Source organism: Faecalimicrobium sp. JNUCC 81, assembly GCF_053667625.1.
Genome location: NZ_CM132203.1, coordinates 501,600 through 527,141 on the forward strand (window position 1 = coordinate 501,600; position 25,542 = coordinate 527,141).

At 29.0% G+C, this 25,542-nt stretch carries 25 protein-coding genes; 23 read left to right on the forward strand and 2 right to left on the reverse strand.

From position 1 onward, the window contains the following. The first annotated feature begins 265 nt into the window (after positions 1–265). The 3 genes from bsh (at position 266) to JNUCC81_RS02570 (ending at position 4,447) form a co-directional block, all read left to right on the forward strand. Positions 266–1,303 carry a choloylglycine hydrolase gene (gene bsh / locus JNUCC81_RS02560; RefSeq protein ID WP_454095177.1) on the forward strand — a complete coding sequence of 346 codons (1,038 nt, stop codon included), beginning with the start codon at positions 266–268 and terminating at the stop codon, positions 1,301–1,303. Positions 1,304–1,791: 488 nt separating this feature from the next. Continuing rightward, entirely contained in the window at positions 1,792–3,039 is a 1,248-nt protein-coding gene (locus JNUCC81_RS02565; protein WP_454095178.1) for a SulP family inorganic anion transporter, read from the forward strand. A 259-nt stretch (positions 3,040–3,298) separates the two neighbouring features. Beyond that, complete coding sequence (locus tag JNUCC81_RS02570; protein WP_454095179.1) at positions 3,299–4,447, forward strand: ComEC/Rec2 family competence protein; 1,149 nt, start codon at positions 3,299–3,301, stop codon at positions 4,445–4,447. Between the two features lie 57 nt (positions 4,448–4,504). Here JNUCC81_RS02570 and JNUCC81_RS02575 read toward each other — a convergent pair whose 3' ends face one another. Together JNUCC81_RS02575 and JNUCC81_RS02580 are read right to left on the reverse strand one after the other, a co-directional pair. Beyond that, positions 4,505–4,828, reverse strand: a complete 324-nt coding sequence (locus JNUCC81_RS02575) for a DUF1540 domain-containing protein (protein ID WP_208331815.1) — start codon at positions 4,826–4,828, stop codon at positions 4,505–4,507. Positions 4,829–4,949: 121 nt separating this feature from the next. Then, on the reverse strand, positions 4,950–5,270 hold the full coding sequence (locus JNUCC81_RS02580) for a hypothetical protein (protein WP_208331816.1): 321 nt from the start codon (positions 5,268–5,270) through the stop codon (positions 4,950–4,952). 159 nt (positions 5,271–5,429) lie between these two features. On the opposite strand from JNUCC81_RS02580, the gene JNUCC81_RS02585 reads away from it, so the two are divergent. The 20 genes from JNUCC81_RS02585 to hisS all read left to right on the forward strand — a co-directional run bounded on the left by JNUCC81_RS02585 (position 5,430) and on the right by hisS (position 25,339). Continuing rightward, positions 5,430–6,029: a hypothetical protein gene (locus JNUCC81_RS02585; RefSeq protein ID WP_454095180.1), complete on the forward strand. Its 600-nt coding sequence runs from the start codon at positions 5,430–5,432 to the stop codon at positions 6,027–6,029. 155 nt (positions 6,030–6,184) lie between these two features. Next, the gene (gene ruvC, locus JNUCC81_RS02590; protein ID WP_042276782.1) at positions 6,185–6,694 is read left to right on the forward strand and encodes a crossover junction endodeoxyribonuclease RuvC; all 510 of its coding nucleotides are present in this window, start codon (positions 6,185–6,187) and stop codon (positions 6,692–6,694) included. Beyond that, on the forward strand, positions 6,687–7,289 hold the full coding sequence (ruvA, locus tag JNUCC81_RS02595; protein WP_208331818.1) for a Holliday junction branch migration protein RuvA: 603 nt from the start codon (positions 6,687–6,689) through the stop codon (positions 7,287–7,289). The genes ruvC and ruvA overlap by 8 nt, the downstream gene beginning before the upstream one ends. A gap of 12 nt (positions 7,290–7,301) precedes the next feature. Next, positions 7,302–8,318, forward strand: coding sequence for a Holliday junction branch migration DNA helicase RuvB (ruvB, locus tag JNUCC81_RS02600; RefSeq protein WP_454095181.1), 1,017 nt, complete (start codon positions 7,302–7,304; stop codon positions 8,316–8,318). A 172-nt stretch (positions 8,319–8,490) separates the two neighbouring features. Then, positions 8,491–9,516: a tRNA preQ1(34) S-adenosylmethionine ribosyltransferase-isomerase QueA gene (gene queA, locus JNUCC81_RS02605; RefSeq protein WP_454095182.1), complete on the forward strand. Its 1,026-nt coding sequence runs from the start codon at positions 8,491–8,493 to the stop codon at positions 9,514–9,516. Positions 9,517–9,525: 9 nt separating this feature from the next. Then, positions 9,526–10,035: a phosphate-starvation-inducible PsiE family protein gene (locus JNUCC81_RS02610; protein WP_286183976.1), complete on the forward strand. Its 510-nt coding sequence runs from the start codon at positions 9,526–9,528 to the stop codon at positions 10,033–10,035. 17 nt (positions 10,036–10,052) lie between these two features. Then, complete coding sequence (tgt, locus tag JNUCC81_RS02615; protein WP_454095183.1) at positions 10,053–11,174, forward strand: tRNA guanosine(34) transglycosylase Tgt; 1,122 nt, start codon at positions 10,053–10,055, stop codon at positions 11,172–11,174. Between the two features lie 89 nt (positions 11,175–11,263). Beyond that, a complete protein-coding gene (gene yajC / locus JNUCC81_RS02620; protein ID WP_208331822.1) occupies positions 11,264–11,560 on the forward strand; it encodes a preprotein translocase subunit YajC in 297 nt (98 codons plus the stop codon). 58 nt (positions 11,561–11,618) lie between these two features. Then, positions 11,619–11,981, forward strand: coding sequence for a TIGR04086 family membrane protein (locus JNUCC81_RS02625; protein WP_208331823.1), 363 nt, complete (start codon positions 11,619–11,621; stop codon positions 11,979–11,981). A gap of 66 nt (positions 11,982–12,047) precedes the next feature. Next, positions 12,048–12,191, forward strand: a complete 144-nt coding sequence (gene scfA / locus JNUCC81_RS02630) for a six-cysteine ranthipeptide SCIFF (RefSeq protein ID WP_071119480.1) — start codon at positions 12,048–12,050, stop codon at positions 12,189–12,191. Positions 12,192–12,385: 194 nt separating this feature from the next. Continuing rightward, a complete protein-coding gene (scfB, locus tag JNUCC81_RS02635; protein WP_208331824.1) occupies positions 12,386–13,765 on the forward strand; it encodes a thioether cross-link-forming SCIFF peptide maturase in 1,380 nt (459 codons plus the stop codon). Between the two features lie 4 nt (positions 13,766–13,769). Next, positions 13,770–14,270 (forward strand): gamma carbonic anhydrase family protein, encoded by a 501-nt coding sequence (locus JNUCC81_RS02640; RefSeq protein WP_454095184.1) that lies wholly within the window; start codon positions 13,770–13,772, stop codon positions 14,268–14,270. A 94-nt stretch (positions 14,271–14,364) separates the two neighbouring features. After that, positions 14,365–16,029 carry an ABC1 kinase family protein gene (locus JNUCC81_RS02645; RefSeq protein WP_208331826.1) on the forward strand — a complete coding sequence of 555 codons (1,665 nt, stop codon included), beginning with the start codon at positions 14,365–14,367 and terminating at the stop codon, positions 16,027–16,029. A gap of 10 nt (positions 16,030–16,039) precedes the next feature. Continuing rightward, positions 16,040–18,538, forward strand: a complete 2,499-nt coding sequence (gene recJ, locus JNUCC81_RS02650; protein WP_454095185.1) for a single-stranded-DNA-specific exonuclease RecJ — start codon at positions 16,040–16,042, stop codon at positions 18,536–18,538. Between the two features lie 13 nt (positions 18,539–18,551). Next, positions 18,552–19,064 (forward strand): adenine phosphoribosyltransferase, encoded by a 513-nt coding sequence (locus JNUCC81_RS02655; RefSeq protein ID WP_454095186.1) that lies wholly within the window; start codon positions 18,552–18,554, stop codon positions 19,062–19,064. Between the two features lie 140 nt (positions 19,065–19,204). Further along, complete coding sequence (locus JNUCC81_RS02660; RefSeq protein WP_454095187.1) at positions 19,205–21,424, forward strand: RelA/SpoT family protein; 2,220 nt, start codon at positions 19,205–19,207, stop codon at positions 21,422–21,424. A 9-nt stretch (positions 21,425–21,433) separates the two neighbouring features. Then, the gene (gene dtd, locus JNUCC81_RS02665) at positions 21,434–21,883 is read left to right on the forward strand and encodes a D-aminoacyl-tRNA deacylase (RefSeq protein ID WP_454095188.1); all 450 of its coding nucleotides are present in this window, start codon (positions 21,434–21,436) and stop codon (positions 21,881–21,883) included. Positions 21,884–21,894: 11 nt separating this feature from the next. After that, positions 21,895–22,509, forward strand: a complete 615-nt coding sequence (locus JNUCC81_RS02670) for an MBL fold metallo-hydrolase (RefSeq protein ID WP_454095189.1) — start codon at positions 21,895–21,897, stop codon at positions 22,507–22,509. Positions 22,510–22,614: 105 nt separating this feature from the next. Then, positions 22,615–24,087 carry a coproporphyrinogen dehydrogenase HemZ gene (gene hemZ / locus JNUCC81_RS02675; RefSeq protein WP_454095190.1) on the forward strand — a complete coding sequence of 491 codons (1,473 nt, stop codon included), beginning with the start codon at positions 22,615–22,617 and terminating at the stop codon, positions 24,085–24,087. Continuing rightward, positions 24,077–25,339 carry a histidine--tRNA ligase gene (gene hisS, locus JNUCC81_RS02680; protein ID WP_454095191.1) on the forward strand — a complete coding sequence of 421 codons (1,263 nt, stop codon included), beginning with the start codon at positions 24,077–24,079 and terminating at the stop codon, positions 25,337–25,339. The genes hemZ and hisS overlap by 11 nt, the downstream gene beginning before the upstream one ends. The last annotated feature ends 203 nt before the right edge of the window (positions 25,340–25,542 follow it).

Here is a 25,542-nt window from a genome sequence, read left to right on the forward strand (position 1 = left end):
TTAAATATTAAGATAAATATTAGATATAACATTTTAAATGATAATAAGATACGTTTAGAGTGTTAAGACATACATAAACACCTCTAGACTACAATATATGGATGCAATTCATATAAGTAGTTTGGAGGTGTTTTTACGTACTTAGAATAGTGATTTTTCTCTTGGACTAATATTACTAACTACACATACTAAGTGAATATTGAAAGTAATAAATGTCCTTTATTTAACGAGAAATTGTAATATATATCAATAAAATATTAATATTTTGAGAATTATAAATAGAGACAAGATAAAAGAAGGGAAGTATAAACTTATGTGTACAGCATTAACTTTAACAACAAAAGAAGGTTATCATTTATTTGGGAGAAATATGGATTTAGAATATTCATTTAATCAAGCGATAGATCTTGTACCTAGAAGATTTACTTATAAAAATAGAGCAACAAATGAAACTGAAACAACAAAGTATGCTATGATTGGAATGGGTATTATAATGGATAATCATCCTTTATTTGCAGAAGCACTAAATGAAAAAGGGTTAGCTTGTGCAGGTCTAAATTTTCCTGGTTATGCACATTGGGATGAAAAAGTTGTAGAAGGAAAAAACAATATACCACCATATGATGTAATACTTTGGATATTAGGTAACTTCGAAACTGTTGAGGAATTAAAGCCGGAATTGGAAAAATTAAATATAGTTGAAAAACCTTTTAATGAATCAACGCCATTACCGACTCTTCATTGGATAGTAACAGATAAAAAAGGTAATTGTATAGTAATAGAAAAAACAAAAGAAAAATTAAGTATATTTGATAATAAAGTAGGTGTACTAACTAATTCACCAACATTTGATTGGCATATAACAAATTTAAATAATTATATGGGAATAACTCCTTATCAGCCAAGGGATATGAAATGGAGTGACAAACAATTAAAACCTTTAGGACAAGGTAGTGGTGGGTTTGGACTTCCAGGAGATTTTTCATCACCATCTAGATTTGTAAAAGCCGCATTTTTAAGAAGTAATACAGTTTTTAGAGATACTAAAGATTCTGGAATAATCGAGTTTTTCCATATATTAAATGGAGTAGCTTTTGTAAGAGGATCAGTAGAAACACCAGAACAAAAGAATGATATAACTCAATATACTTCTTGTATGTGCCAAGAGAAAGGTCTTTATTATTATAATACATATAATAATAATCAAATTAATGTAATAGATATGAACAAAGAAAATTTAGATGCTGACCAAATAAAGGTATTTGAATATAAAGATAAGTTAAACCTGCAGTATGAAAATTAATTAAAACTATTATATTTTCGTAAAAATTATAATTAAATCAAGGTGATAGTATAAGGAGTCGTAAAATACGACTCCTTATATTTTTTTAAAATCAAAATATAAGTGTCTAAAGCTATCCATAATATTCAATAAAATAAAAATAATTTTTTTAGTAAATTTAAAACTCCTTAACTTAAATTATGTAGTTTTCTTAACTGGTAGGATTGCTAGTGTATAATACTTTTAACATATATTAACATTAAAAACTATACGAACAAATTATAAAGATTAGTACATAGATAAGTGTTTTAATGACGTTAAAATAAACAAAAATACGAATTAAATGGATTTAAAAATAAATATATTTCGGATAGAAAAAATACTTTTTTTATTTTTATATAAAATTTGTTATTATCTATGGACTTTATGAAGAAATAGGACTAATATAGTAAATGTTGCAATAATTAGTTTTGGAGGGAAGTGTTTAAGTGTTACCAAAGTTATTTAAAATGAAGAAAGAAAATGAACTAACAAAGGAGCAAATAGGTAAGGATATAGTAGCAGGAATTATAGTTGCTATAATAGCTCTTCCATTATCTATAGCTTTAGCCATATCATCTGGTGTATCCCCAGAAAAGGGACTTATAACTGCTATATTTGCAGGATTTGTAATATCTTTTCTAGGTGGTAGTAAGGTTCAAATTGGTGGACCAACAGGGGCATTTGTTGTAATAGTTTATGGTGTAGTTAAAACTTATGGAATAACTGGACTTATAACAGCTACAATGATGTCAGGAATTATATTAGTAGTTATGGGACTACTGAAATTTGGATATTTAATAAAATATGTACCGCAAACTATAACAGTAGGATTTACTAGTGGTATAGCAGTAACATTACTTACAACTCAGTTAAAGGACTTCTTTGGACTTAGAATAAAAGATGTACCAGCTGAATTCATAGAAAAGGTTAAAAGTTATATAGAGAATGTATCTACTTTTGATATAGCATCATTTCTAATAGGAATAGCGTGTATTTTAATATTAGTTTACTGGCCTAAGGTAAACAAGAAAATACCAGCTTCAATAATAGTATTAATATTATCTACTTTAGTTGTAAATTTATTTAATTTACCAACTGATACAATAGGTTCTAGGTTTAATGAAATATCATCATCTATACCAAAACCACAAATACCACATATTGATTTACAAACAATTACAACTTTAATAAAACCAGCTATAACGATTGCTTTGCTAGGTGCAATAGAATCGTTACTTTCTTGTGTAGTTTCGGATAATATGATAAATGATAAGCATGATTCTAATATGGAACTTGTAGCACAAGGACTTGGAAATATGACATCTTCAATATTTGGTGGAATTCCAGCAACTGGAGCTATAGCTAGAACAGCAGCTAATGTTAGAAATGGAGGCAAAAGTCCTATATCAGGTATGGTGCATGCTATAACATTATTACTTATAATGGTTGTATTAATGCCTCTTGCTAAACTAATACCGATGACTACACTAGCCGCAATACTTATAGTAGTTTCTTATAATATGGGAGAATGGTCTCATTTTAGAAAATTATTATCTTCAAGTAAATCAGATGTTTTAGTATTAGTTGTAACATTTGTATTTACAGTAGTATTTGATTTGGTATTTGCCATAGGGGTAGGTATGGTTGTGCATTATGTATTAAAATTCGTAAAAAGTAGAAGTAAAAAAGAAGAAGATGAACTAAAATCGGCTTAGTATATTAAATTAATTTTTTAATAGAAATATAATCGATTAGTATAAAAAGAAAAGCATGAATTATATAATTCATGCTTTTCTTTTTATACGAAAATCATGCTATAATTTTAAAGTGTCAAAATAAATATTTAGCTAAAACATATAATAAACTAAATTTTATTAAAATTACCACATTAGACAATATATACTTAATTATGCTAGAATATGTATCGTATTAAATAGGATATGACATAAAAAATAGCTAAAGGGGGAATTTAATATGAATAAATTTCTAAAAAAATTGTATTGTCTGTTATTAATAATAACATTAGGATATACACAAATAGGATGTAAATCAGAAGATATTAAAGATAAAAGTAATCCACAAGTTGTAAAAGAATATAGTGACAAAAATGCATCTAGCAAAAGTGCAGAACTACACTTTATAGACACAGGAAACTCAGATGCAATATTAATAAAACAAGATGGAAAAGCAGCACTTATTGATGGTGGAGATAATGATGATGAGCAACTAGTTGTATCATACCTTAAAAAACAAGGAGTTAAAGAGTTAGAATATATATTTGCAACGCATCCTCATGCAGACCATATAGGTGGATTAGATGCGGTTATAGATAATATAAAAGTAAATAATTTATATGTTAGTAATGGTGATGCCGAAACAAAATCATATAGAGACTTTATAAAATCAGCGTCTAATAAAGGACTATACCCAAGTGTTCCTTTACTTGGAAGTGAGTTTAAACTATCAACATCAACATTTAAAGTGCTATCAGTAGCAAATAGTGAAGATCCTAATAATAACTCGATAGTATTACTTTACACTAATGGAAATGATAAAGTTTTATTAATGGGAGATGCAGAAGCTGAAATAGAAAAAAATATAAATCCTGGAGATGTGGACTTGTTAAAAGTAGGACATCATGGATCTCATAGTAGTACAAAAAGAGAATTTATAGAAAGAGTAACTCCTGAATATGCAGTTATAATGGCAGGTGAAGATAATAAATATGGACATCCACATGTGGAAACTGTTGACTTATTAAAAGAAAAAAATATAGAAGTACATAGAAGTGATGAATGTTCAGATATAGTTTTTGTATCAACTGGAAATGGACTAAGTACAAACTGTAAAGCAGGAAGTTATAATCCAGGTGCTAACTCTAAAGGTTATAAAAATAAAAATGATAATTACGTAAAACAAAATACAAAAATATCATCAAGTAATCATATTAAAAATATAGAATCGAAAGATTATTCAAAAGAAAAAAATAATAAACAAGAATTAGTATATTGGAGTAAGTCAGGTAAGAAATATCACAGTGATCCAACGTGTTCTGGAATGAAGAATCCAATATCAGGAACTATAAGTGAAAGCAATAGAACAGCATGTAGCATATGTTATTAATACAAAAGGTGCAATAGTTAAAACTATTGCACCTTTTGTATTATGTAATTTTTAAAATTATTTACATTTAAAACTAGAACAGTATGTTTCTTCATAAAGATTAGCTTTAGGTAATTGAGTATCAACACTGATATTATCAAGTGTACAGACATTAGATGCATTGTAAGTACAAGTTTTAACATTACATCCTATCATTGAACATGAACCACCACCATTAGTATTATTAGTTAAAGTTCCGTAATGTTTTTCATCTAAAAATGTGCTACAGCAAGTATTTTTACTAGTGTGAGCCTTTTTACCATTTACAGTTATCTTATTTGCATAACATACTCCTGAATTATTGTGAGAACAGTTGTTTACACTGCAATTTATACTAGACATAATTTTACCTCCTAATAAATCTATTATTCATTAAAGAGTATTGCCAATAAATAAAAAAATATAGCTTATAAAATTAAAAGTTAGTAAAAAAGAGGAAAATATATTATTTTCCTCTTTAAAATTAATTATTGTTTTTAAATAGAGAATTAAAAATATCTTCATGCATAAGAGCTTTAGCAACTAATGTAGATGAAGATGGTAAAGACCTAACTGGAGGCCAGATATCAAATAGTTCCTTTTCGTATTGATTAATATCATAATGCTCGCCATTTAATATTTTATCCTCAATATTATTAGTAAAATCACGTATTTTTAAGAAATCATCTAATGTAAGTTCTTGAAATATAGAAGCTTTATGTTGTGGTTGTTTTAAAAATAAAATATCTTGTTTAAATTCTAAAAAGTCTATTTTATCGTAAATTATTTTAACGTATGAACTCAAGTCAATCCCTCCTTTAAGTCGAAAAATAAATGATACCTTATAATATGTATAAAATTAATGAAATGGGATAAAAATCTATATATAAATAATTTCTAAAATTTACCTAAAATTCTATAAAAAGAAATTTATTAAAAAATATATGTAAAAGGAGGTAATTTTATGTTTGAAAAAAAAGAACAGTTTCCTTGGAAGATACCAGTATTAATTTTGACAGGTATAGTGGTATTAAGTGGTGGAATTTATATAGGAGTGAAAACTAGAAATATAGAACAAAATCATGTAAATACTACACAAAAAATCCAAGAGTCAGAAAAAACTAAAGATGCATTTGGGATAAGTGAGAATTGTGAAGTGTGGTTACATAAGAAAAATGAAGATGGAAGTGACTCTGGAAAGTCACCAGTGATGTTAGGTATAGTAGATAAGGCATTATTAGATAAAAGTGAAGACGAAATAATAGCATACTTTAAAAATAAGTATCCAGATAGAAAAGTTGAAAACTTAACTAAGTTTGAAATAATTTTATCTGAAACTATGACAGTAAATGATGCTTCAAAAAGTAATAAATTTTCGTTAGAAATAGATGATGGATTTATAGGACTTTATAAATATGATAAAGATGGTGCTAGGTCATTAGTTGAAAAGACAGATATAGCGATAGATTCATTACCTAAAACAGTTCAAGATGAAATTAAAAAAGGTATTACTGTAAATACAGAAGATGAAGCCTATGCAAGACTTGAAAATTTCGGAAGCTAAAATATAAAAGGACAACCTATTAAGGTTGTCCTTTTATATTTTATTTTCTTTTAAAGATGTATATAAAGTGAATTTTGAGTATAGAAAAACTTATGATATAATATAAAAGAACATAAGTTTCGTGTAAAACAAGCTTTATAGGAGGATTTATTGAGTTGATAATACTAGGAATAGACCCTGGAATAGCAATAATGGGCTATGGAGTTATAGAATATAAAAATAATAAGTTTAGAGTAATAGATTATGGGGCAGTTACAACACCAGCTCATACTGATACATTAAAAAGATTAGAAACTATATATAAAGGAACTGATCTTTTAATAAAGAAATATAATGTTGATGAAGTTGGAATAGAAGAATTATTCTTTAATAAAAATGTAAAAACAGCTATAACAGTAGCACAAGCTAGAGGTGTAACTATGCTTGCATGTGCGCATAATGGCAAATCTGTATATGAATACACTCCTCTTCAAGTTAAGCAAGGTGTAGTAGGATATGGTAGAGCCCAAAAAGCACAAGTTCAGCAAATGGTTACATCATTTTTAAATTTGAAACAAGTACCAAAACCAGATGACGTAGCAGATGCATTAGCAGTAGCAATATGTCATGCTCATGCAAACAGACTTGAGAAAACTCTAAAAAATATTGGAGGTAAATATGTATAGTTATATAAAAGGAAGTATAGAGGAGATTCGTTTAGATAGTATAGTTATAGAAAATAATGATATAGGGTATAAAATAAATGCATCATCTAATACAATAAAAGACTTACAATTGGGAAAAATGGCTAAAATATATACTAAGCTAATTGTAAGAGAAGATGATATGAGTCTTTGTGGGTTCTCAACTCAAGAAGAAATGAAGATGTTTGAATTATTAACATCAGTATCAAAAATTGGTCCTAAGGTTGGGCTTGCTATACTTTCTTTTGCATCTCCAGGCCAACTAGGTGCATATATATTAAGTGAAGACATAGCAAAACTGTCTAAAGCACCAGGTGTAGGTAAAAAGACAGCAGAAAGAATAATTTTAGAACTAAAAGACAAGGTAGATAAAACTACTGTAGAATTTGAGCCAACATTACTGTCAAATGCTCCAATAGGAATATCTCAAGATGAAGCTGTAGATGCATTACTGGCACTTGGATATTCAGCACCTGAAGCTAAAGAAGCAGTTGAAAGATGTAAGAAAGATGGACTTAATACAGAAGATATAATAAAAAAATCTTTAACATACATAATGAGTAAATCATTAAGATAGGGGGAGGTTTAAGTGTTTGATTTTGAAGATGAAAATAGAATTATAACATCTGGAATGCAAAATGAAGATGTCGATATAGAAAATAATTTAAGACCTAAATCTTTAGATGATTATCTAGGTCAAGAAAAAGCTAAAGAGCAATTAAAAATATTTATAGAAGCTGCAAAATCTAGAAATGAACCATTAGACCATGTTCTTTTATACGGACCACCAGGGCTTGGTAAAACTACTCTATCAAGTATAATTGCCAATGAAATGGGAGTTAATTTAAGAATAACATCAGGTCCAGCAATAGAAAGAGCAGGAGATTTAGCCGCAATACTTACGAATTTAAATGAAAATGATGTACTATTTATAGACGAGATACACCGTATAAACAGAAGTGTTGAAGAGGTATTATACCCTGCAATGGAAGATTATTGCCTAGATATAATAATAGGTAAAGGTCCTTCAGCTAGAAGTATAAGACTAGACCTTCCTAAATTTACATTAATAGGTGCAACTACTAGAGCAGGAATGCTTACTAATCCTCTTAGAGATAGATTTGGAGTTATTTGCAAATTAGATTACTATACAGTAGATGAACTAGCTAAAATAGTAATGAGATCAGCTGAAATTTTAGGTGCTGAAATTCAAATAGGTGGAGCAACTGAAATTGCTAAACGCTCTAGAGGAACACCAAGAATAGCAAATAGACTTTTAAAAAGAGTTAGAGATTATGCTCAAGTTAGAGCTGATGGAGATATAAATGATGAAGTTGCAAATAGTGCTCTAGAGCTTTTAGGTGTAGACTCATTAGGCTTAGACTATGTAGATAAAAAGTTATTAATGACTATAATAGAAAAGTTTAGAGGTGGCCCTGTAGGACTAGATACATTAGCGGCATCTATAGGAGAAGACAGAAACACTATAGAAGATGTTTATGAGCCTTATTTGCTTCAATTAGGATTTATAAATAGAGGGCCTAGAGGTAGAATCGCAATGCCACTTGCATATGAACACTTAAATATAGCTATTCCTAATAAGTAAGAATAAATATAAAAAATTATAATAAAGTAGTAAATTAAATTAGATTAATAATGTAGATTACATACACTATAAAAACACAAAATATAAATAAAAACATTTGCGCTATATGGTAAAATTTAATTTTTTTTGTTATTATGTAAGTTGTATAAAATTTTGGAAAGGAAGTTGAATTTTGAAGACGAGTGACTTTTACTTTGACCTACCAGAAGAATTAATTGCTCAAGTTCCTATAAAAGATAGATCTAGTTCAAAATTAATGGTACTAGATAAAAAAAGTGGAGAAATTGAGCATCGTATTTTTAAAGATGTAGCTGATTATTTAAATCCAGGAGACTGTTTAGTTCTTAATAATACTAGAGTTATACCTGCTAGATTAATAGGAGAAAAGGTTGACACTGGAGGGAAAATAGAATTTTTATTATTAAAAAGAACAGAAGAAGATACTTGGCAAGCATTAGTTAAGCCAGGTAAAAGAGCAAAAATTGGGACTAAGTTTTCCTTTGGAAATGGAAAATTAATAGGAGAGGTAGTAGGATTAGCAGAAGAAGGATCTAGAATAGTAAAATTTTACTATGAAGGAATATTTGAAGAAGTTTTAGATGAATTAGGAAATATGCCACTACCACCGTATATAACAGAAAGATTAGAAGAAAGAGAAAGATACCAAACTGTTTATTCAAAGCATAATGGATCGGCGGCAGCACCTACAGCAGGCTTACATTTTACAAATGATTTATTAGAAGAAATAAAAGCTAAAGGTGTAGATATAGCATTTGTTACACTTCATGTAGGGCTAGGAACATTTAGACCAGTTAAAGTTGATGATGTATTAAATCATGAAATGCATTCAGAATACTATATGGTAGAAAAAGAAGCTGCCCAAAAAATTAATAAAGCTAAGAAAAATGGTAAAAATGTAATATGTGTAGGAACAACTAGTTGTAGAACTGTAGAATCAGCAAGTAGTGAAGATGGAATCATAAAAGAAAGCAGTGGATGGACAAATATATTTATCTACCCAGGATATAAATTTAAAATGGTGGATAGACTGATAACTAATTTCCATTTACCAGAATCTACATTAATAATGTTAGTAAGTGCATTATCAAGTAAAGACAGTGTATTAAACGCGTATGATGTAGCAGTAAAAGAAAGATACAGATTTTTCAGTTTTGGAGATGCTATGATTTTAAAATAGGGGGATCAAATGAAAAACATAGATAAGAGTAATTTGTCGTTAAGAGTAGCTTATATCTTTGAATCCATTTTATCAATGGTAGTTTTACTTGCAGTATTTTTAGGAACTATAGATGTACTAAGAATGATATGGACAGCATACATAGTAGAATTTCAGACACCAGTTAAATATAGCCAGTTAAATGACATGTTAGGTCAAATACTACTTTTAGTTATAGGTGTTGAGCTTGTAGTAATGTTATCCCTACATATACCAGGTGCACTGCTAGAAGTACTTTTATATGCAATAGCAAGAAAAATGTTACTTCTTCCTAAATCTGGAGGAATGGGAGAAATTTTACTAGGTGTAGTTGCAATAGCCGGATTATTTGCTATTAGAAAGTACTTACTAACTGATGATAATAGCAATATGAATATAACCAGTATTCACTATGAAGATTGCGATGAAATAGAGGACCCTGAAGAGTGTAAAAAATGCAGGGAACAAAGTTTAAAAGGCGCTAATGACGTAAAAAATTAATACTAAGGAGAAATAATATGAGTGCAGTAAGATATGAACTTATAAAAACTTGTAAGCAAAGTGGTGCAAGATTAGGAAGATTACATACACCACATGGAGTTATAGAGACACCTATATTTATGCCAGTTGGAACTCAAGCTACAGTAAAAGCTATGACTCCAGAAGAATTAAAAGAAATAGGTTCACAAATAATATTAAGTAATACTTATCATTTATACATGAGACCAGGTCACGACCTTGTTAAAGAAGCTGGTGGTCTTCATAAATTTATGAATTGGGATAAACCAATACTTACAGATAGTGGAGGATTCCAAGTATTCAGTCTAGGACCACTTAGAAAAATAACAGAAGAAGGAGTTAACTTTAGATCTCATATAGATGGTTCTAAGCATTTTATAAGTCCAGAAAAAGCTATGGAAATACAAAATGCTCTAGGTTCAGATATAATGATGGCATTTGACGAATGTGCACCTTATCCAGCAGATAGAGAGTATGTAAAAAATTCTTTAGAAAGAACAACTAGATGGTTAAAGAGATGTAAAGAAGCCCATAAAAATACAGAAAACCAAGCGTTATTTGGAATAATACAAGGTGGAATGTATAAAGATTTAAGAGAGCAATCTGCAAAAGAAATATTAGAACTTGATTTACCAGGATATGCAGTAGGTGGATTAAGTGTTGGAGAACCAAAGCACTTAATGTATGAAGTATTAGATTATACAGTACCTTTAATGCCAGCGGATAAGCCAAGATATCTTATGGGAGTTGGAAGTCCTGATGACTTAATAGAAGGCGTTGTAAGAGGAATAGACATGTTTGACTGTGTACTTCCTACTCGTATAGCTAGAAATGGTACAGCAATGACAAGTGAAGGTAAAGTAGTTGTAAGAAATGCAAAATATGCAAAAGATTTTACACCGCTAGATCCAAATTGTGATTGTTACTGTTGTAAGAACTATACAAGAGCATATATAAGACATTTAGTTAAAGCTAATGAAATATTAGCAGCAAGACTTATAACTACTCATAACTTACACTTCTTGTTAGATTTAATGAAGCAAGTAAGAGAAGCTATAATGGAAGATAGATTATTAGACTTTAGAAAAGAATTTTTCACAAAATATGGATATGAATTATAGAATTTTTTCTATGAATCCTAAATATTTTAATATATAATGATTATAACAAATAAATATAAACACTATAATTTACAAAGGAGAGTAAAATAATGCCTGGACAAACACAATCTATATTAATGGCAGTAGCTATGTGGGTAGTAGTATTTGGAGTATTCTACTTCTTATTCATAAAGCCACAAAAGAAAAAAGAGAAACAACTAAAAGAAATGAGACAAAACCTATCAGTTGGAGATAAAGTAGTAACTATAGGTGGAATAGTTGCTAACGTTGCTAAAGTTGAAGAAGATGTTGTTATATTAGAATTAGGGCCTAACAGAACTAAAGTACCATTTGAAAAATGGGCTATAGGAACTGTTGAAGCTGCTAAAAACGAATCAGCAGAATAATTTGGAATTTAGATACCTTCCCTCGAATATATATGTATTAATGAGGGGAGGTATTTTTATGGAAAAAACAAATCATGTTCTAAAAGGGTTAGGATATTCATATATATTAACGCTAGCAACATTATTAATATATAACCTATTCCTTACTTTTACTAGTGTATCAGGAAATACAATAGCAATGGCATCATCAGCTATAACTACAGCTTCAGCAGCATTCGGAGGATTTTATGCTTCAAAACACATAAAAGAAAAGGGTCTTATATATGGCCTTTTAGTTGGTCTTATGTACATAGTATGTCTTATGGTAATAGTATTTTTAGCAAAGGAAAATTTCGCAGTTGAAATTGACATGCTATATAAAGTGTTGTTAGTGTCTCTATCTGGTGGTATCGGCGGAGTTCTAGGAGTAAACTTCAAATAAATTTTCCATATAATGAAAATTTATGATATAATCAGTTTAGAAAAATTTAGTAGGAGGTAATTTAAAATGGAAAAGAAACATGTAAAAACTTTATCTAGCGCTACTTTAAAGGAAAGTGCAGCAAAAGGCGGATGTGGTGAATGTCAAACTTCTTGCCAATCAGCTTGCAAAACTTCTTGTACAGTTGCAAACCAAGAGTGCGAAAGATAATCATATTTAATAGATTTAAAATGAAGACGTCATATAATATGGCGTCTTTTTTATTGAAGGTATATAATTTCAAGAGAGGATTGATTATGGAATAATATTGCCTATATTTTACATAAGTTATATAATGAAGATTAGGTTAAATTTCATCCAGAAAAAATGTGTTGATATAGATAACAATTTAGGAGGAGATACATATGAGTATGATACATAAGTTTTCAATGAACGGATATAATATTGTTTTAGACGTAAACGGAGGAGCTGTTCACGTAGTTGATGATGTAGCTTATAAGTTAGTAGATAGCTATAAAGAAAAAAATAAAGATGAAATAATAAAAGAGCTTCAAAATGAATATTCAGTAGAAAAAATAAATGAAGCATATGATGAAATTAAAAACTTAGAAGAAGAAGGTCTTTTATATACAGAAGATACTTATAGCACTCATCCAAGTTTCATAAACAGAAAGAAAGTAGTTAAAGCTTTATGTTTACACGTTGCACACGACTGTAACTTAAAATGTAAATACTGCTTTGCTGCACAAGGAGACTTTGGTGGAGCTAAAGAAATGATGAGTTTTGAAGTTGGTAAAGCGGCAATAGATTACCTAATAGCTAACTCAGGAAGTAGAAGAAACTTAGAGATAGACTTCTTTGGTGGAGAACCTTTAATGAACTTTGATGTAGTTAAGCAATTAGTAGAATACGGAAGAAAAGTAGAAAAAGACTATAATAAGAATATAAGATTTACTATGACTACAAATGGTGTGTTATTAGATGATGAAAAAATAGCATATATAAACGAACATATGCATAATGCCGTTTTAAGTTTAGATGGTAGAAAAGAAATAAATGATAATATGAGACCTACTCTAAATGATAAAGGAAGTTATGATGTTATACTACCTAAGTTTAAAAAGCTTATAGAAAGTAGACCAAAAGACAAATACTACTACATAAGAGGAACGTTTACTAGAGAGAACTTAGACTTTGCTAAAGATGTTATGCACTTTGCTAATGAAGGATTTGCTTCTACATCAATAGAACCAGTTGTAGGAGAAGAATCAAATCCATTTGCACTTAGAGAAGAAGATATGCCAAAAGTATTTGAAGAATACGAAAAATTAGCAATAGAATACGCTGATATGAAATTAAAAGGGGAAATGAAAGATTTTACATTCTTCCACTTTGTAGTAGATTTAAACCAAGGACCATGTGTAATAAAGAGAATAACTGGATGTGGTGCAGGTAATGAATACTTATCAATAACACCAAATGGGGATATATATCCATGTCACCAATTTGTTGGAAATGAAGAATATAAAATGGCTAATATAATGGATGAAGAAATAGTATTCCCTAAAGAATTAACGGAAAGTTTCAGAAATGCTCACGTTTATAGTAAAGAAGACTGTCAAAAATGTTGGAATAAATTCTACTGTTCAGGTGGATGTCATGCAAATGCAACTAATTTCAATAATGATGTAATGAAGCCTTATGAACTTGGGTGCGAAATGCAAAAGAAACGTACAGAATGTTCAATAATGATACAAGCAAAATTAATGCTAGAAGGAGAATAAGACTATGATTAAGGCCTACCAAGGTATAGAACCTAAAATTGATAAATGCGTATTTATTGCAGAGTCAGCTGATATAATAGGAAATGTTACTATAGGAAAAAATGCAAATATTTGGTATAATGCAGTTTTAAGAGGCGATGACCAATGTATAATTATAGGTGAAAATACAAATATACAAGATGGAAGTGTAGTTCATATATCACATGATGCACCTACTATAATTGGTAAAAATGTAACGGTGGGTCATAAAGCATTAATACATGGATGTAAAATAGGAGATAATACTTTAGTAGGTATGGGATCTATAGTTTTAGATAATGCTGAAGTAGGAGAATACACATTACTTGCAGCAGGAAGTTTAGTTCCTCCAGGGAAAAAAATTCCATCAGGAGTATTAGCTATGGGATCTCCTGCAAAAGTGGTTAGAGAATTATCTGAAGAAGAAAAACAAAATCTTGTAAAATCTGCATTAAAATATATAGAAACTGCAAATAATCATAAGTAATAAAACTAAAAGGGCAATCTTGTAATTGCCCTTTTTATTTTATAAAATAAATTTATAATATATTGCAGACTAAGCAACTTAGGAGTGGTGAAACATGAGAATAAGTTATAAGAACTTAAGAAGATATAGGGAGATAGTACACATATTAATTAAATACGGATTTACATTTATTGTAGAAAAATTAAATATAGAAGGTGTGGCCTATAAAATACCGATAACTAACCCTCCTGAGGAAATAAAAAATATGTCTACTGGAGAAAAAGTAAGAAGAGTTATTGAAGAATTAGGACCTACGTATGTAAAATTAGGACAAATACTAAGCACAAGAAAAGATTTAGTAGACCAAGATATAATAGATGAATTATCTAAACTAAGAGATAGTGTAGAAGCATTTGATACAGAGATAGCAAGAAATATTTTTAAAGAAGAAATAGGTCAATCCGTAGATGATATATTTAAAGAATTTAATAATAATCCATTAGCGGCGGCATCTATAGGACAAGTTTATCAGGCAAAATTAGAAACTGGAGAGGACGTTATAGTAAAAATTCAAAGACCAAATATAGAAGAAACTATAAAGTCAGACTTAGAGATATTAAGAGGAATGGCAGTAGCTTTAAAAGATATAAATAAAGATATAGATATAGATTTAGTATCTATAGTTGAAGAATTCCAAACTCAATTATTAAGAGAATTAGACTATAATTTTGAAGCTATTAATGCTATAAAATTTAAAAAAATATTTAAAGATAATGATGAAGTTTATATACCAGAAGTCTATAGTGAATATACAACAAGAAAAGTGTTGGTAATGGAACAGATAATAGGGGTAAAACTAAGTGATATAGATAAAATAAATGAATTAGGATGGGATACTAAAAAAGTAAGTGAAATAGGAATAAGATCTTTATTTACACAAATATTTGAACATGGTTTTTTCCATGCAGATCCACATCCAGGAAATATATTTGTGCTAACTAAAAACTGTATATCTTATATAGACTTTGGAATGATCGGAATAATTGACAAAAAAACTTTAAATATGCTAGATGAAATAGCAATAGCTTTAGTAGAAAAGAATGTAGATAAAATAATATATTTATTAATGGAAATGGACTCAGTTCACGCAGATATAGATACAAATAGCCTAAGACAAGACTTATTATATTTAATTCATTACTACTATGATGCTCCAATAGAGAGGCTTAGCCTAGGAGATATATTGAATGAAATATTTAGATTCCTTAGAAAATATAAGGTTTCTATACCTTCACAACTTGCAACTTTAGCGAAAACTATTATAACATTAGAAGGAACTGCTAGAGAGTTAAATCCAGATTTTTCAGTTAGTTCTATAGGTAATGAATTTATGCAACATTATTATTTAAGTAAACTTAATCCTAAAAGAATACTTATGAATTCAAAACATAGTGCAGAGGCAATGTTATTAGACTTAAAAACTATACCAAAGCAAATGAAAGTTATTTTAAGTAATTTAGAAAAAAATAATATAAAAATTTCAATAGATGAAGTTAAATTTTCGGCTCTAGAAAAAAGAGTAACAGATTTAGCAACACAGTTGTCATTAAGTTTAGTGTTGGCAGCTATGGTAGTTGGATCATCATTAATAATTGCATCTCCAAATATAAACAAAAATATATGGATAAATATTATGGCAGGGACAGGCTTTTTCTTATCATTTATAATAGGTATATTATTAGTTATAAAGACTTTAAGATCTCAATATAAAAAGAGATAGAGGTGGGAGAATGATATTAAACAAAAAATGGATATTAAAGCATACAGGGAATTTGAGAGAAAGCGAATTTAGTCAAAAACTTAATATTTCCCCGGAAATTAGTCAAATATTAAAAAATAGAGGCATAAACAACGAAAAAGATTCAGAAATATTCATGAATCCGTCATTAGAGTATCTTAGAGATCCATTTTTAATGAAAGATATGAAAAAAACTGTAGACAGAATAAAAAAAGCAATAGAAAACAACGAAAATATATGGATTTATGGAGATTATGATGTAGATGGAGTATCATCAACATCTATATTATGTATATATTTTAATTCCATAGGATATCCTGTCAATTATTATATTCCAAATAGATTAGAAGAAGGATATGGAATTAATGAAGATGCAATAAGACATATACATTCAAATGGTTGTGATTTAATGATAAGTGTTGACTGTGGAATTACATCTGTAAAAGAAGTAGAAATAGCTAATGAATTAGGACTAGATGTAATAATAACAGACCATCATGAATGCCAAAGTGAAATACCAAAAGCTTATGCAGTTATAAATCAAAAGCAAGAAGATTGTCATTATCCATTTGACATGTTATGCGGATGTGGAGTTGCATTTAAACTTATACAAGCTTTAACTCCTAAAGATGTATTTAAAACGAGTTTATATGATTATTTAGAAATAGTAACTCTAGCTACAATTTGTGACGTTGTACCACTAGTAGATGAAAATAGAATAATTGTAAAAAACGGATTAAAATTAATGAGTGAAGGTAAGAATCTAGGATTAAAGGAACTTATAAAGGTATGCGGAATAGAAAGTGATAAAATAGGTTCATCTCATATAGGTTTTGCAATTGGTCCTAGAATAAATGCATCTGGAAGATTAGGGCATTCATACCTTGGAGTACAATTATTTACAACTAATAGTAGTGAAGAAGCAAAAGAAATAGCTAATTTATTAGAAGAAAAAAATAATGAGAGACAAATGATAGAATCTAAAATGTATCAAGAGGCTGAAGCTATTATTGATGCTAACCCTAAATATAAGGATGATAAAGTATTAGTTATAGCTAAAGAAGGGTGGCAACATGGTATAATCGGAATTGTTGCATCTAAGCTTACAGAAAAATATTACAAACCAACAGTACTTTTAACTATAGAAGATGGAGAAGCAACAGGTTCTGCGAGATCTATAAAAGGATTTAGCATATTTGATGCATTAGTAAAGTCTAAAGATTTATTAAATAAGTTTGGAGGACATGACCAAGCAGCAGGACTGGGGTTAGATGCAGATAAAGTAGATTTATTAGATGAACAAGTTAATAAGTATGCAGATTATAATTTAGAAGAAGAGGATTTAATAGAAAAAGTTAAAGTAGAATATGAACTACAAGATAAATCTATAAGTTTAGATTTAGTAGAAGAACTTCATAAGCTAGAGCCATTTGGAATGAGTAATCCAAATCCTAGATTTATAGTAAGAGATGCAATACTTAAAGATATACGTGCTATAGGAAAGAATCAACAACATTTAAAGCTTAAAATAGAAAAAGAAAAATCTTATGGTTGTATAGGGTTTAATATGGCATATCTAAAGAGTGGATATAATATTGGAGATAAAGTAGATGTATTATTCCAACTAGATGAAAATAATTTTATGGGAAATAGAAGTGTTCAATTTTTACTTAAAGATATAAGATTATCTCATCCAAAGAATGCTAATTGGGATGAAAGAAGTATAGAATTATTTTTAAATATTGTACCAGATGAAAATAAACTGTATAATACTAACTCATCAGATATAGATGTAATATGCAAGAAAATGGGTACATGTGATATAAAAGAAGCTATAGATGGGAATGAAAACATAAATATATTTGATTATTTAGGTGAAAAAACTTTAGTAATAGCAAATACTGTTAATGGATTTTATAGGGCATTATCAGATATAACTCTTATAGATGAAGAATTTAATATAAATTATAACAATATTAGCCAAAATAATGACAATATAACACTTATATTTTCACCAAACATTGAAAAAATTAATTTAAAAAGATATAATAATATTATTCTTTATGATTATTTGTATAATATGGGGGATTATTCTTATTTATGTGAAAATACGAATAATACAACTTCAATTATCAAATATTATAGCCAAACGGATTTATTATATTTAAAGAATATAATAAATCATTTAATTCCAGAAAGGCAAGAATTTATAGGAGTATATAAATTAGCTTTATTACAAAATGAATTAGAAGTAAAGTTACTAGATTTAAAAAAGGTATTCAATATAATACCTTTAAAGATATTTACAATATTAAATGTATTTAAAGAATTGTCATTATTAGATTTTGAGTTGAAATGTAACCAAGGATACAAAACAAAATCTATTTTAATAAAATCATTACCAAAGCCAGATAAGAAATTAAATTTAGATGAAAGTAAAATACTTAATAATCTAAAGAGGCTAAAACAAGAATACGAGGAAAGCTATTAGGAGGCACTCAAAGATGGATTTAAAGAAAGTAATAAGAGAAGTAGAAAATTTCCCAAAAGAAGGTATAAACTTCAAAGATATAACAACATTAATGCAAGATGGAGAGGCTTTTAAATTTACAATAGACGAGTTTATAAAAGATTTAAAAGATAAAAATGTAGATATAATAGTAGGACCAGAAGCAAGAGGGTTCTTAATGGGAACACCAGTTGCTTACGGAATGGGAATTGGATTTGTTCCAGTTAGAAAACCAGGAAAACTACCATATGAAACAGAAAGCTACGATTATGGATTAGAGTATGGAGCTGATACTTTAGAAATACATAAAGATGCAATAAAGCCAGGACAAAGAGTAGCAATAGTTGATGATTTATTAGCTACAGGTGGAACTATGGAAGCTGCTGCTAGCCTTATAGAAAAATTAGGTGGAACCGTTGTATCTATGCAATTTTTAATAGAGCTAGAGTTCTTAAATGGAAGAGAAAAATTATCAAAATATGATGTTAATTCTCTTGTAAAATACTAGTAATTTAACAATAGTTGGTATAACACCAACTATTTTAATATATATAAATTTTAAAAATAATACGCAGCGGATTTTAAGAGACAAATAAGTTATTTGTTTCAATTGTCTTAGCGAACTTCATACTTAAAATAGGTGATATTATGCATGATAAAGAGATAAAAGAACTAATAAAAAACATAAAAGACTATGCACCAAATGCGGATGTTAGTCTAGTAGAAAAAGCTTATTACTTTGGGAAAAATGCACATGAGGGGCAATTTAGAAAATCAGGAGAGCCATACTTTATACATCCAATAGCAGTAGCAAATATTTTAGCTTCAATGGAGTTAGATATAGAAACTATATCGGCTGGACTTTTACATGATGTTGTAGAAGATACAGAATATACTTATGAAGATATAGAAAAGGAATTTTCAAAAGAAATAGCGGACTTAGTAGATGGAGTAACAAAGCTTGGGCAGATAAAGTATCAATCAAAGGAAGAAACTCAAGCTGAAAATTTAAGAAAAATGTTTTTAGCAATGGCTAAAGATATAAGGGTAATACTTATAAAACTTGCAGATAGACTGCATAATATGAGAACTTTAAAGTTTATGCCACCAGAAAAAGCTAAATCAAAAGCTAAAGAAACATTAGAAATATATGGTGGAATAGCTAATAGACTAGGGATCTCTAAGATAAAGTGGGAGCTAGAGGACTTAGCACTAAGATATATAGACCCAGAAGGTTATTATGAATTAGTTGAAAAGGTAGCTAAAAAAAGAAGTCAAAGAGAAGCATATATAGAAAACATACTTAAATTACTTAATGACAAATTTGAAAGTGTAAAAATAAAGTGCGATGTTTATGGAAGACCAAAACACTTCTACAGTATATATAGCAAAATGCAAAATAAGCATAAGAACTTTGATGAAATATATGATTTAACTGCTATAAGAATAATAGTAGATACAGTAAAAGACTGTTATGCAGTACTTGGTATGGTACATACCCTATGGACACCTATTCCAGGACGATTTAAAGACTATATAGCAATGCCAAAGCCTAATATGTATCAAAGTCTTCATACAACAGTTATAGGTCCAGATGGAGAGCCTGTAGAAATTCAAATAAGAACTATGGAAATGCATAATATCGCTGAATACGGTATAGCTGCTCACTGGAAATATAAAGAAGGTAATACGGAATCAGGCCAAGCAAATGTAGAAGAAAAACTTCAATGGCTAAGACAAATGATGGAGTGGGAAAAAGATCTTAAAGACCCTCAAGAGTTTTTAGATGCATTAAAAGATGATGTATTTAATAGCCAGGTTTATGTATTTACACCTAAAGGGGATGTAGTAGAACTTCCAGCAGGAGCTACTCCTATAGATTTTGCATATAGAGTTCATACTAATGTAGGTAATAAATGTGTAGGAGCTAAGATCGACGGAAGAATAGTTACAATTGACTATAAACTTCAAAATGGAAATATAGTGGAAATATTAACTTCAGTAAACTCTAATGGGCCAAGTAGAGACTGGTTAACTATTGTTAAAACACCAAATGCTAAAAGTAGAATCAGACAATGGTTCAAAAAAGAAAGAAGAGAAGAAAATATAGATCGTGGTATATCTATTTTAGAAAAAGAGTTTAAAAAATATGATTTACCATTAACTAAAGATCCATTTATAGATAAATATATGCAACAAATAGCTAAGAAATTTAATCAACCTACTATTGATGATTTAGTAGCAACAATAGGTTACGGTGGAATAATGGCATCTCAAGTTGTACCAAAGGTAAGAGATGCATATGAAAAAGAAGTTAAGAAGATTAATAAAGAACAAATTAAATTAAATGAATTAAATGATATAAATAAGCACAATTTAACAGATCAAGAATATAAAAGTAAAAGAAAAAATAATAGCCCTCAAGGAATTACAGTAAAAGGATTAGATAATATTTTAGTTAGATTTGCTAAATGTTGTAATCCACTTCCAGGAGATAAAATAGTTGGATATATTACTAAAGGAAGAGGGGTAGCTGTTCATAGAGCAGACTGTCCAAATGCAAATGGAGAGGGAGACTTCTTCAAAAAGAGAATAGTAGATGTTTCTTGGAGTAATTCAGAAAAAGGTAAATTTGAAGCAGAAATACAAATAAGAGCAACAGATAGAAGAGGCGTAATAAATGATATAACTCATATAGTCGCAGTAGACAAAGTTGCCTTAAATGGAATAAATGCTAGAAAAGGAAAAGATGGCATAATAAGCATTAATTTATTAGTAGAGGTTAATGACATAGGAGAATTAAATTTACTAATGAAAAAAATAAAATCTACTCCAGGTGTTGAAGACATTTACAGAGTTATAAACTAGGAGGAATTTATGAGAGCAGTAGTACAAAGAGTATCTTCTTCAAAAGTTACAGTAGAAAATAATGTAATAGGACAAATAAATAAAGGATTACTTGTTTTACTTGGAGTAACTCATGAAGATACATCGAAAGACGTAGATTATATGATAGATAAAATACTTAATCTAAGAATATTTGAAGACGAAAATGATAAAATGAATTTATCTTTAAAAGATGTAGGTGGAGAACTATTAGTAGTTTCTCAATTTACTTTATATGGTGATTGCAGAAAAGGAAAAAGACCAAGTTTTTCAAATGCAGCAAGACCAGATTTAGCAACGAAGCTTTATGAAGAATTTATTCAAAAAGCAAAAGAACAAAATGTAGTAGTAGGTACAGGTCAATTTGGTGCTCATATGATGGTAGACTTAATTAACGATGGACCTGTTACGATGTTATTAGAGTCAAATAAAAGTTTCTAAGGGGGATATTTATGATTATAGAAAAAATCGTTGAGCCATATTTTGGTGAAAATATGTATGTACTAGTTGATGAAAAAATTAAGAAATGTGCAGTAGTAGACCCAGGTGGAGCAAAAGATAAGGTACTAAATTATATAAAACAAAACTCATTACAACTTGAATATATACTACTTACTCATGGTCATGGAGATCATATAGGAGCAGTAAACTATATTAAATCTCAGACAGGAGCTAAAGTTGTAGCTCATAGTGAAGAAAGAGATCTTTTATTAGATAAAAGAAAGAATTTAAGTTACTCTATGCACTGTGGAGCACAAGAATTAGATGCAGATATATATGTAAATGATAAAGACAAACTTGATTTAGGTGAGTTAAGATTAACTTTCTTACATACGCCAGGACATACAAAAGGATGTATGTGTATAAGAGTTAATAATGAAATGTTTACAGGAGACACATTATTTGCAGGAAGTATAGGTAGAACAGACCTTTACAGTGGAGATTATAAACAAATAGAAAAATCTCTTAGAAAACTAGCTAAATATGAAGACAATGTAAATATATACCCAGGACATGGACCAAGCTCAACTTTAGGTATAGAAAAGATGAGTAACCCATATATGTAATAGTTAACAAAACTACTTCATAGGCAACTACTAATTTACTCAAATTAGTAGTTAGCCAATCTTATGGGTACTATTTAAGCATTAAAGATAAAAGGAGTAGTTAAGATGATTGATATAATTTTAAAAGGTCATGATTTTAAATATGAAATTTCTGAATTAGTAAAATTATTTACTAATAACTTTAGATTTGTTGAAAACAAAGACCTTGGAAGAACTTTAGAAAATAGCATTATAGTTCACAATAATACTTTAATATCTAAAACTCAGTATTTTGAAAATTATAATGTTAGATTTGAATGTGTAGAACATTGTGATTTAAGCAATTTAAATGAGCAAGAGTCTAAAAAGGTTACTAAAGAAACTATTAAAAGAAGTATATACAAGGTATTACAAAAATTATTTAACTCTTACGTCCCTTGGGGAATACTTACTGGAATTAGACCTGTTAAGATAGTTCATACATTACTTAGTGAAGGAAAAAGTGATGAAAAAATAAGAGAAATTTTAAGTACTAATTATCTTATAAGTGATGAAAAAGTTGAATTAGCTTTAGAAATTGCTAAAAGAGAAAGGGTATTTATGTACCCAATAGATAAAAATAAAATTTCTTTATATGTAAGCATACCATTTTGCCCAACAAGATGTTATTACTGCTCATTCCCTGCAAATCCCTTAAAGCAATTTGGACATTTCAAAGCCGAATATGTAAATAAGCTTATAGAAGAGATTAAAGGTGTCGCAAAAATAATAAAGGATACCAATAAAGAAATAGAAACTTTATATATAGGTGGAGGAACGCCGACTACTTTAGATGAAGAAGAAATGGATACTTTAATCACAGCTTTATTTAAAGAAATGGATTTAAGTAAAATAAAAGAATTCACAGTAGAAGCAGGAAGACCAGATACTATAAACAGAGGTATACTTGAGGTACTTAAAAAGCATAATGTAACTAGAATAAGTATAAATCCCCAAACTATGAACGATGAAACTTTAGAGAAAATTGGTAGAGGACATAAGGTTTTAGAAATAATAGAATGTTTCAATATGGCTCGTGAACTAGGTTTTGATAATATAAATATGGATGTTATATTAGGTCTTGAAGGTGAAACTTTAGAACATGTTCATCATACATTAGAAGAAATTAAAAAACTTTCACCAGAGAGTTTAACTGTCCATACTTTAGCAATAAAGAGAGCTTCTAAATTAAAAGAAGACCTTGATAAGTATGAACTTACAAAATATGAAGAAATGATACAGATGATAGAATTATCGATGAAATATGCACGTGAGATGGGACTTAATCCATATTATATGTATCGTCAAAAGCATATGTTAGGAAATTTAGAGAATATAGGATATGCAAAAGAAGGATATGAGTGTATATATAATATTCAAATAATGGAAGAAAAGCAAAGCAACTACGCAGTAGGTGCAGGGTCTATTTCAAAGTTTGTATATGTAGATGAAGATAGAATTGAAAGAGTAGAAAACGTAAAAAATGTTGAGCAATATATAGATAGAGTAGAAGAAATGATAAATAGAAAGAAAGAGGAGGTATACAAAAATGTTAACTAAGGCTCCTAGAGGAACTAAGGACATAACTCCAAAAGATGCTTATAAATGGAATTATGTAGAAAATAAATTTAGAGAAGTTTGTGCGTTATTTGGATATGAGGAAATGAGAACTCCAGTATTTGAACATACTGAACTTTTCAAAAGAAGTGTTGGAGATACAACAGATATAGTACAAAAGGAAATGTACTCGTTCACTGATAAAGGTGAAAGAGATATAACTTTAAAGCCAGAAGGAACAGCTGGTGTTGTAAGAGCATTTATAGAAAATAAATTATATGCAGATACTCAACCAACAAAGTTATTTTACATAACTCCTTGTTTTAGATATGAAAGACCGCAAGCAGGAAGACAAAGACAATTCCACCAATTTGGTATAGAAGCACTAGGAAGTGATAATCCTTCAATAGATGCAGAAGTTATAGCTTTAGCTGTACAATTCTTTGGTGAAGTAGGACTTAAAGATTTAGCAGTAAGTATAAACTCTGTTGGATGTCCAACTTGTAGAGCAAAATACAATGACTTATTAAAAGAATATCTTGATAAAAAATCGGATGTATTATGTGATACTTGCTTAGAAAGAAAAGAGAAAAATCCTATGAGAGTTATAGACTGTAAAGTTCCAACTTGTAAGGAAAATTTAACAGATATACCTTTTATGGCTGATCATATATGTGATGATTGTAAAGATCACTTTGGAAAATTACAAGAATACTTAACTGAAATGGAAATAAACTATGTAGTTGATAAGAGTATAGTTAGAGGGCTTGATTACTACAAGAAAACTGCATTTGAAATAATATCTAATGACATCGGTTCACAAAGTACAGTTTGTGGTGGAGGAAGATATGATGGATTAGTTGAACAATTAGGTGGACCTAAAGGAATAAGTGGTATAGGATTTGCTATAGGAGCTGAAAGATTATTACTAACTATGGAAAATAATAATATTCAAATTGAAAACCCAACATCTACTGATATATTTATAGTAACAATTGGAGATAAAGCTAAGACTAAGAGCTTTAAGTTATTAAAAGACTTAAGAAGTAACCATATAAGTGCAGATAATGATCACTTAGATAGAAGCGTTAAGGCTCAATTTAAGTATTCAGATAAAATAAATGCTAAATTTACTATAGTTATAGGTGATGATGAGTTAGATAATGATAGTGCAACTCTTAAAAATATGGCTACATCAGAGCAGACTACTATAAAATTAAGTGAAATAGTAAAAGAATTACAGGAAAGATTATAGTATTTTACTTTTTTATTCTATTGTAAATTGTGACAATGATATAAATTAATCTTAAAATTTTAGCTATTTAGAAAAATTTGCTACACTCATTTCGCCTACACAGTAGCTTAAGTATTTATTCTAGATAGCTAATTATTTGACTTATAGAGAAATAAAACGTAAAATATAAAATTATAATATAAATGAAATTAAAACCTGGAGGG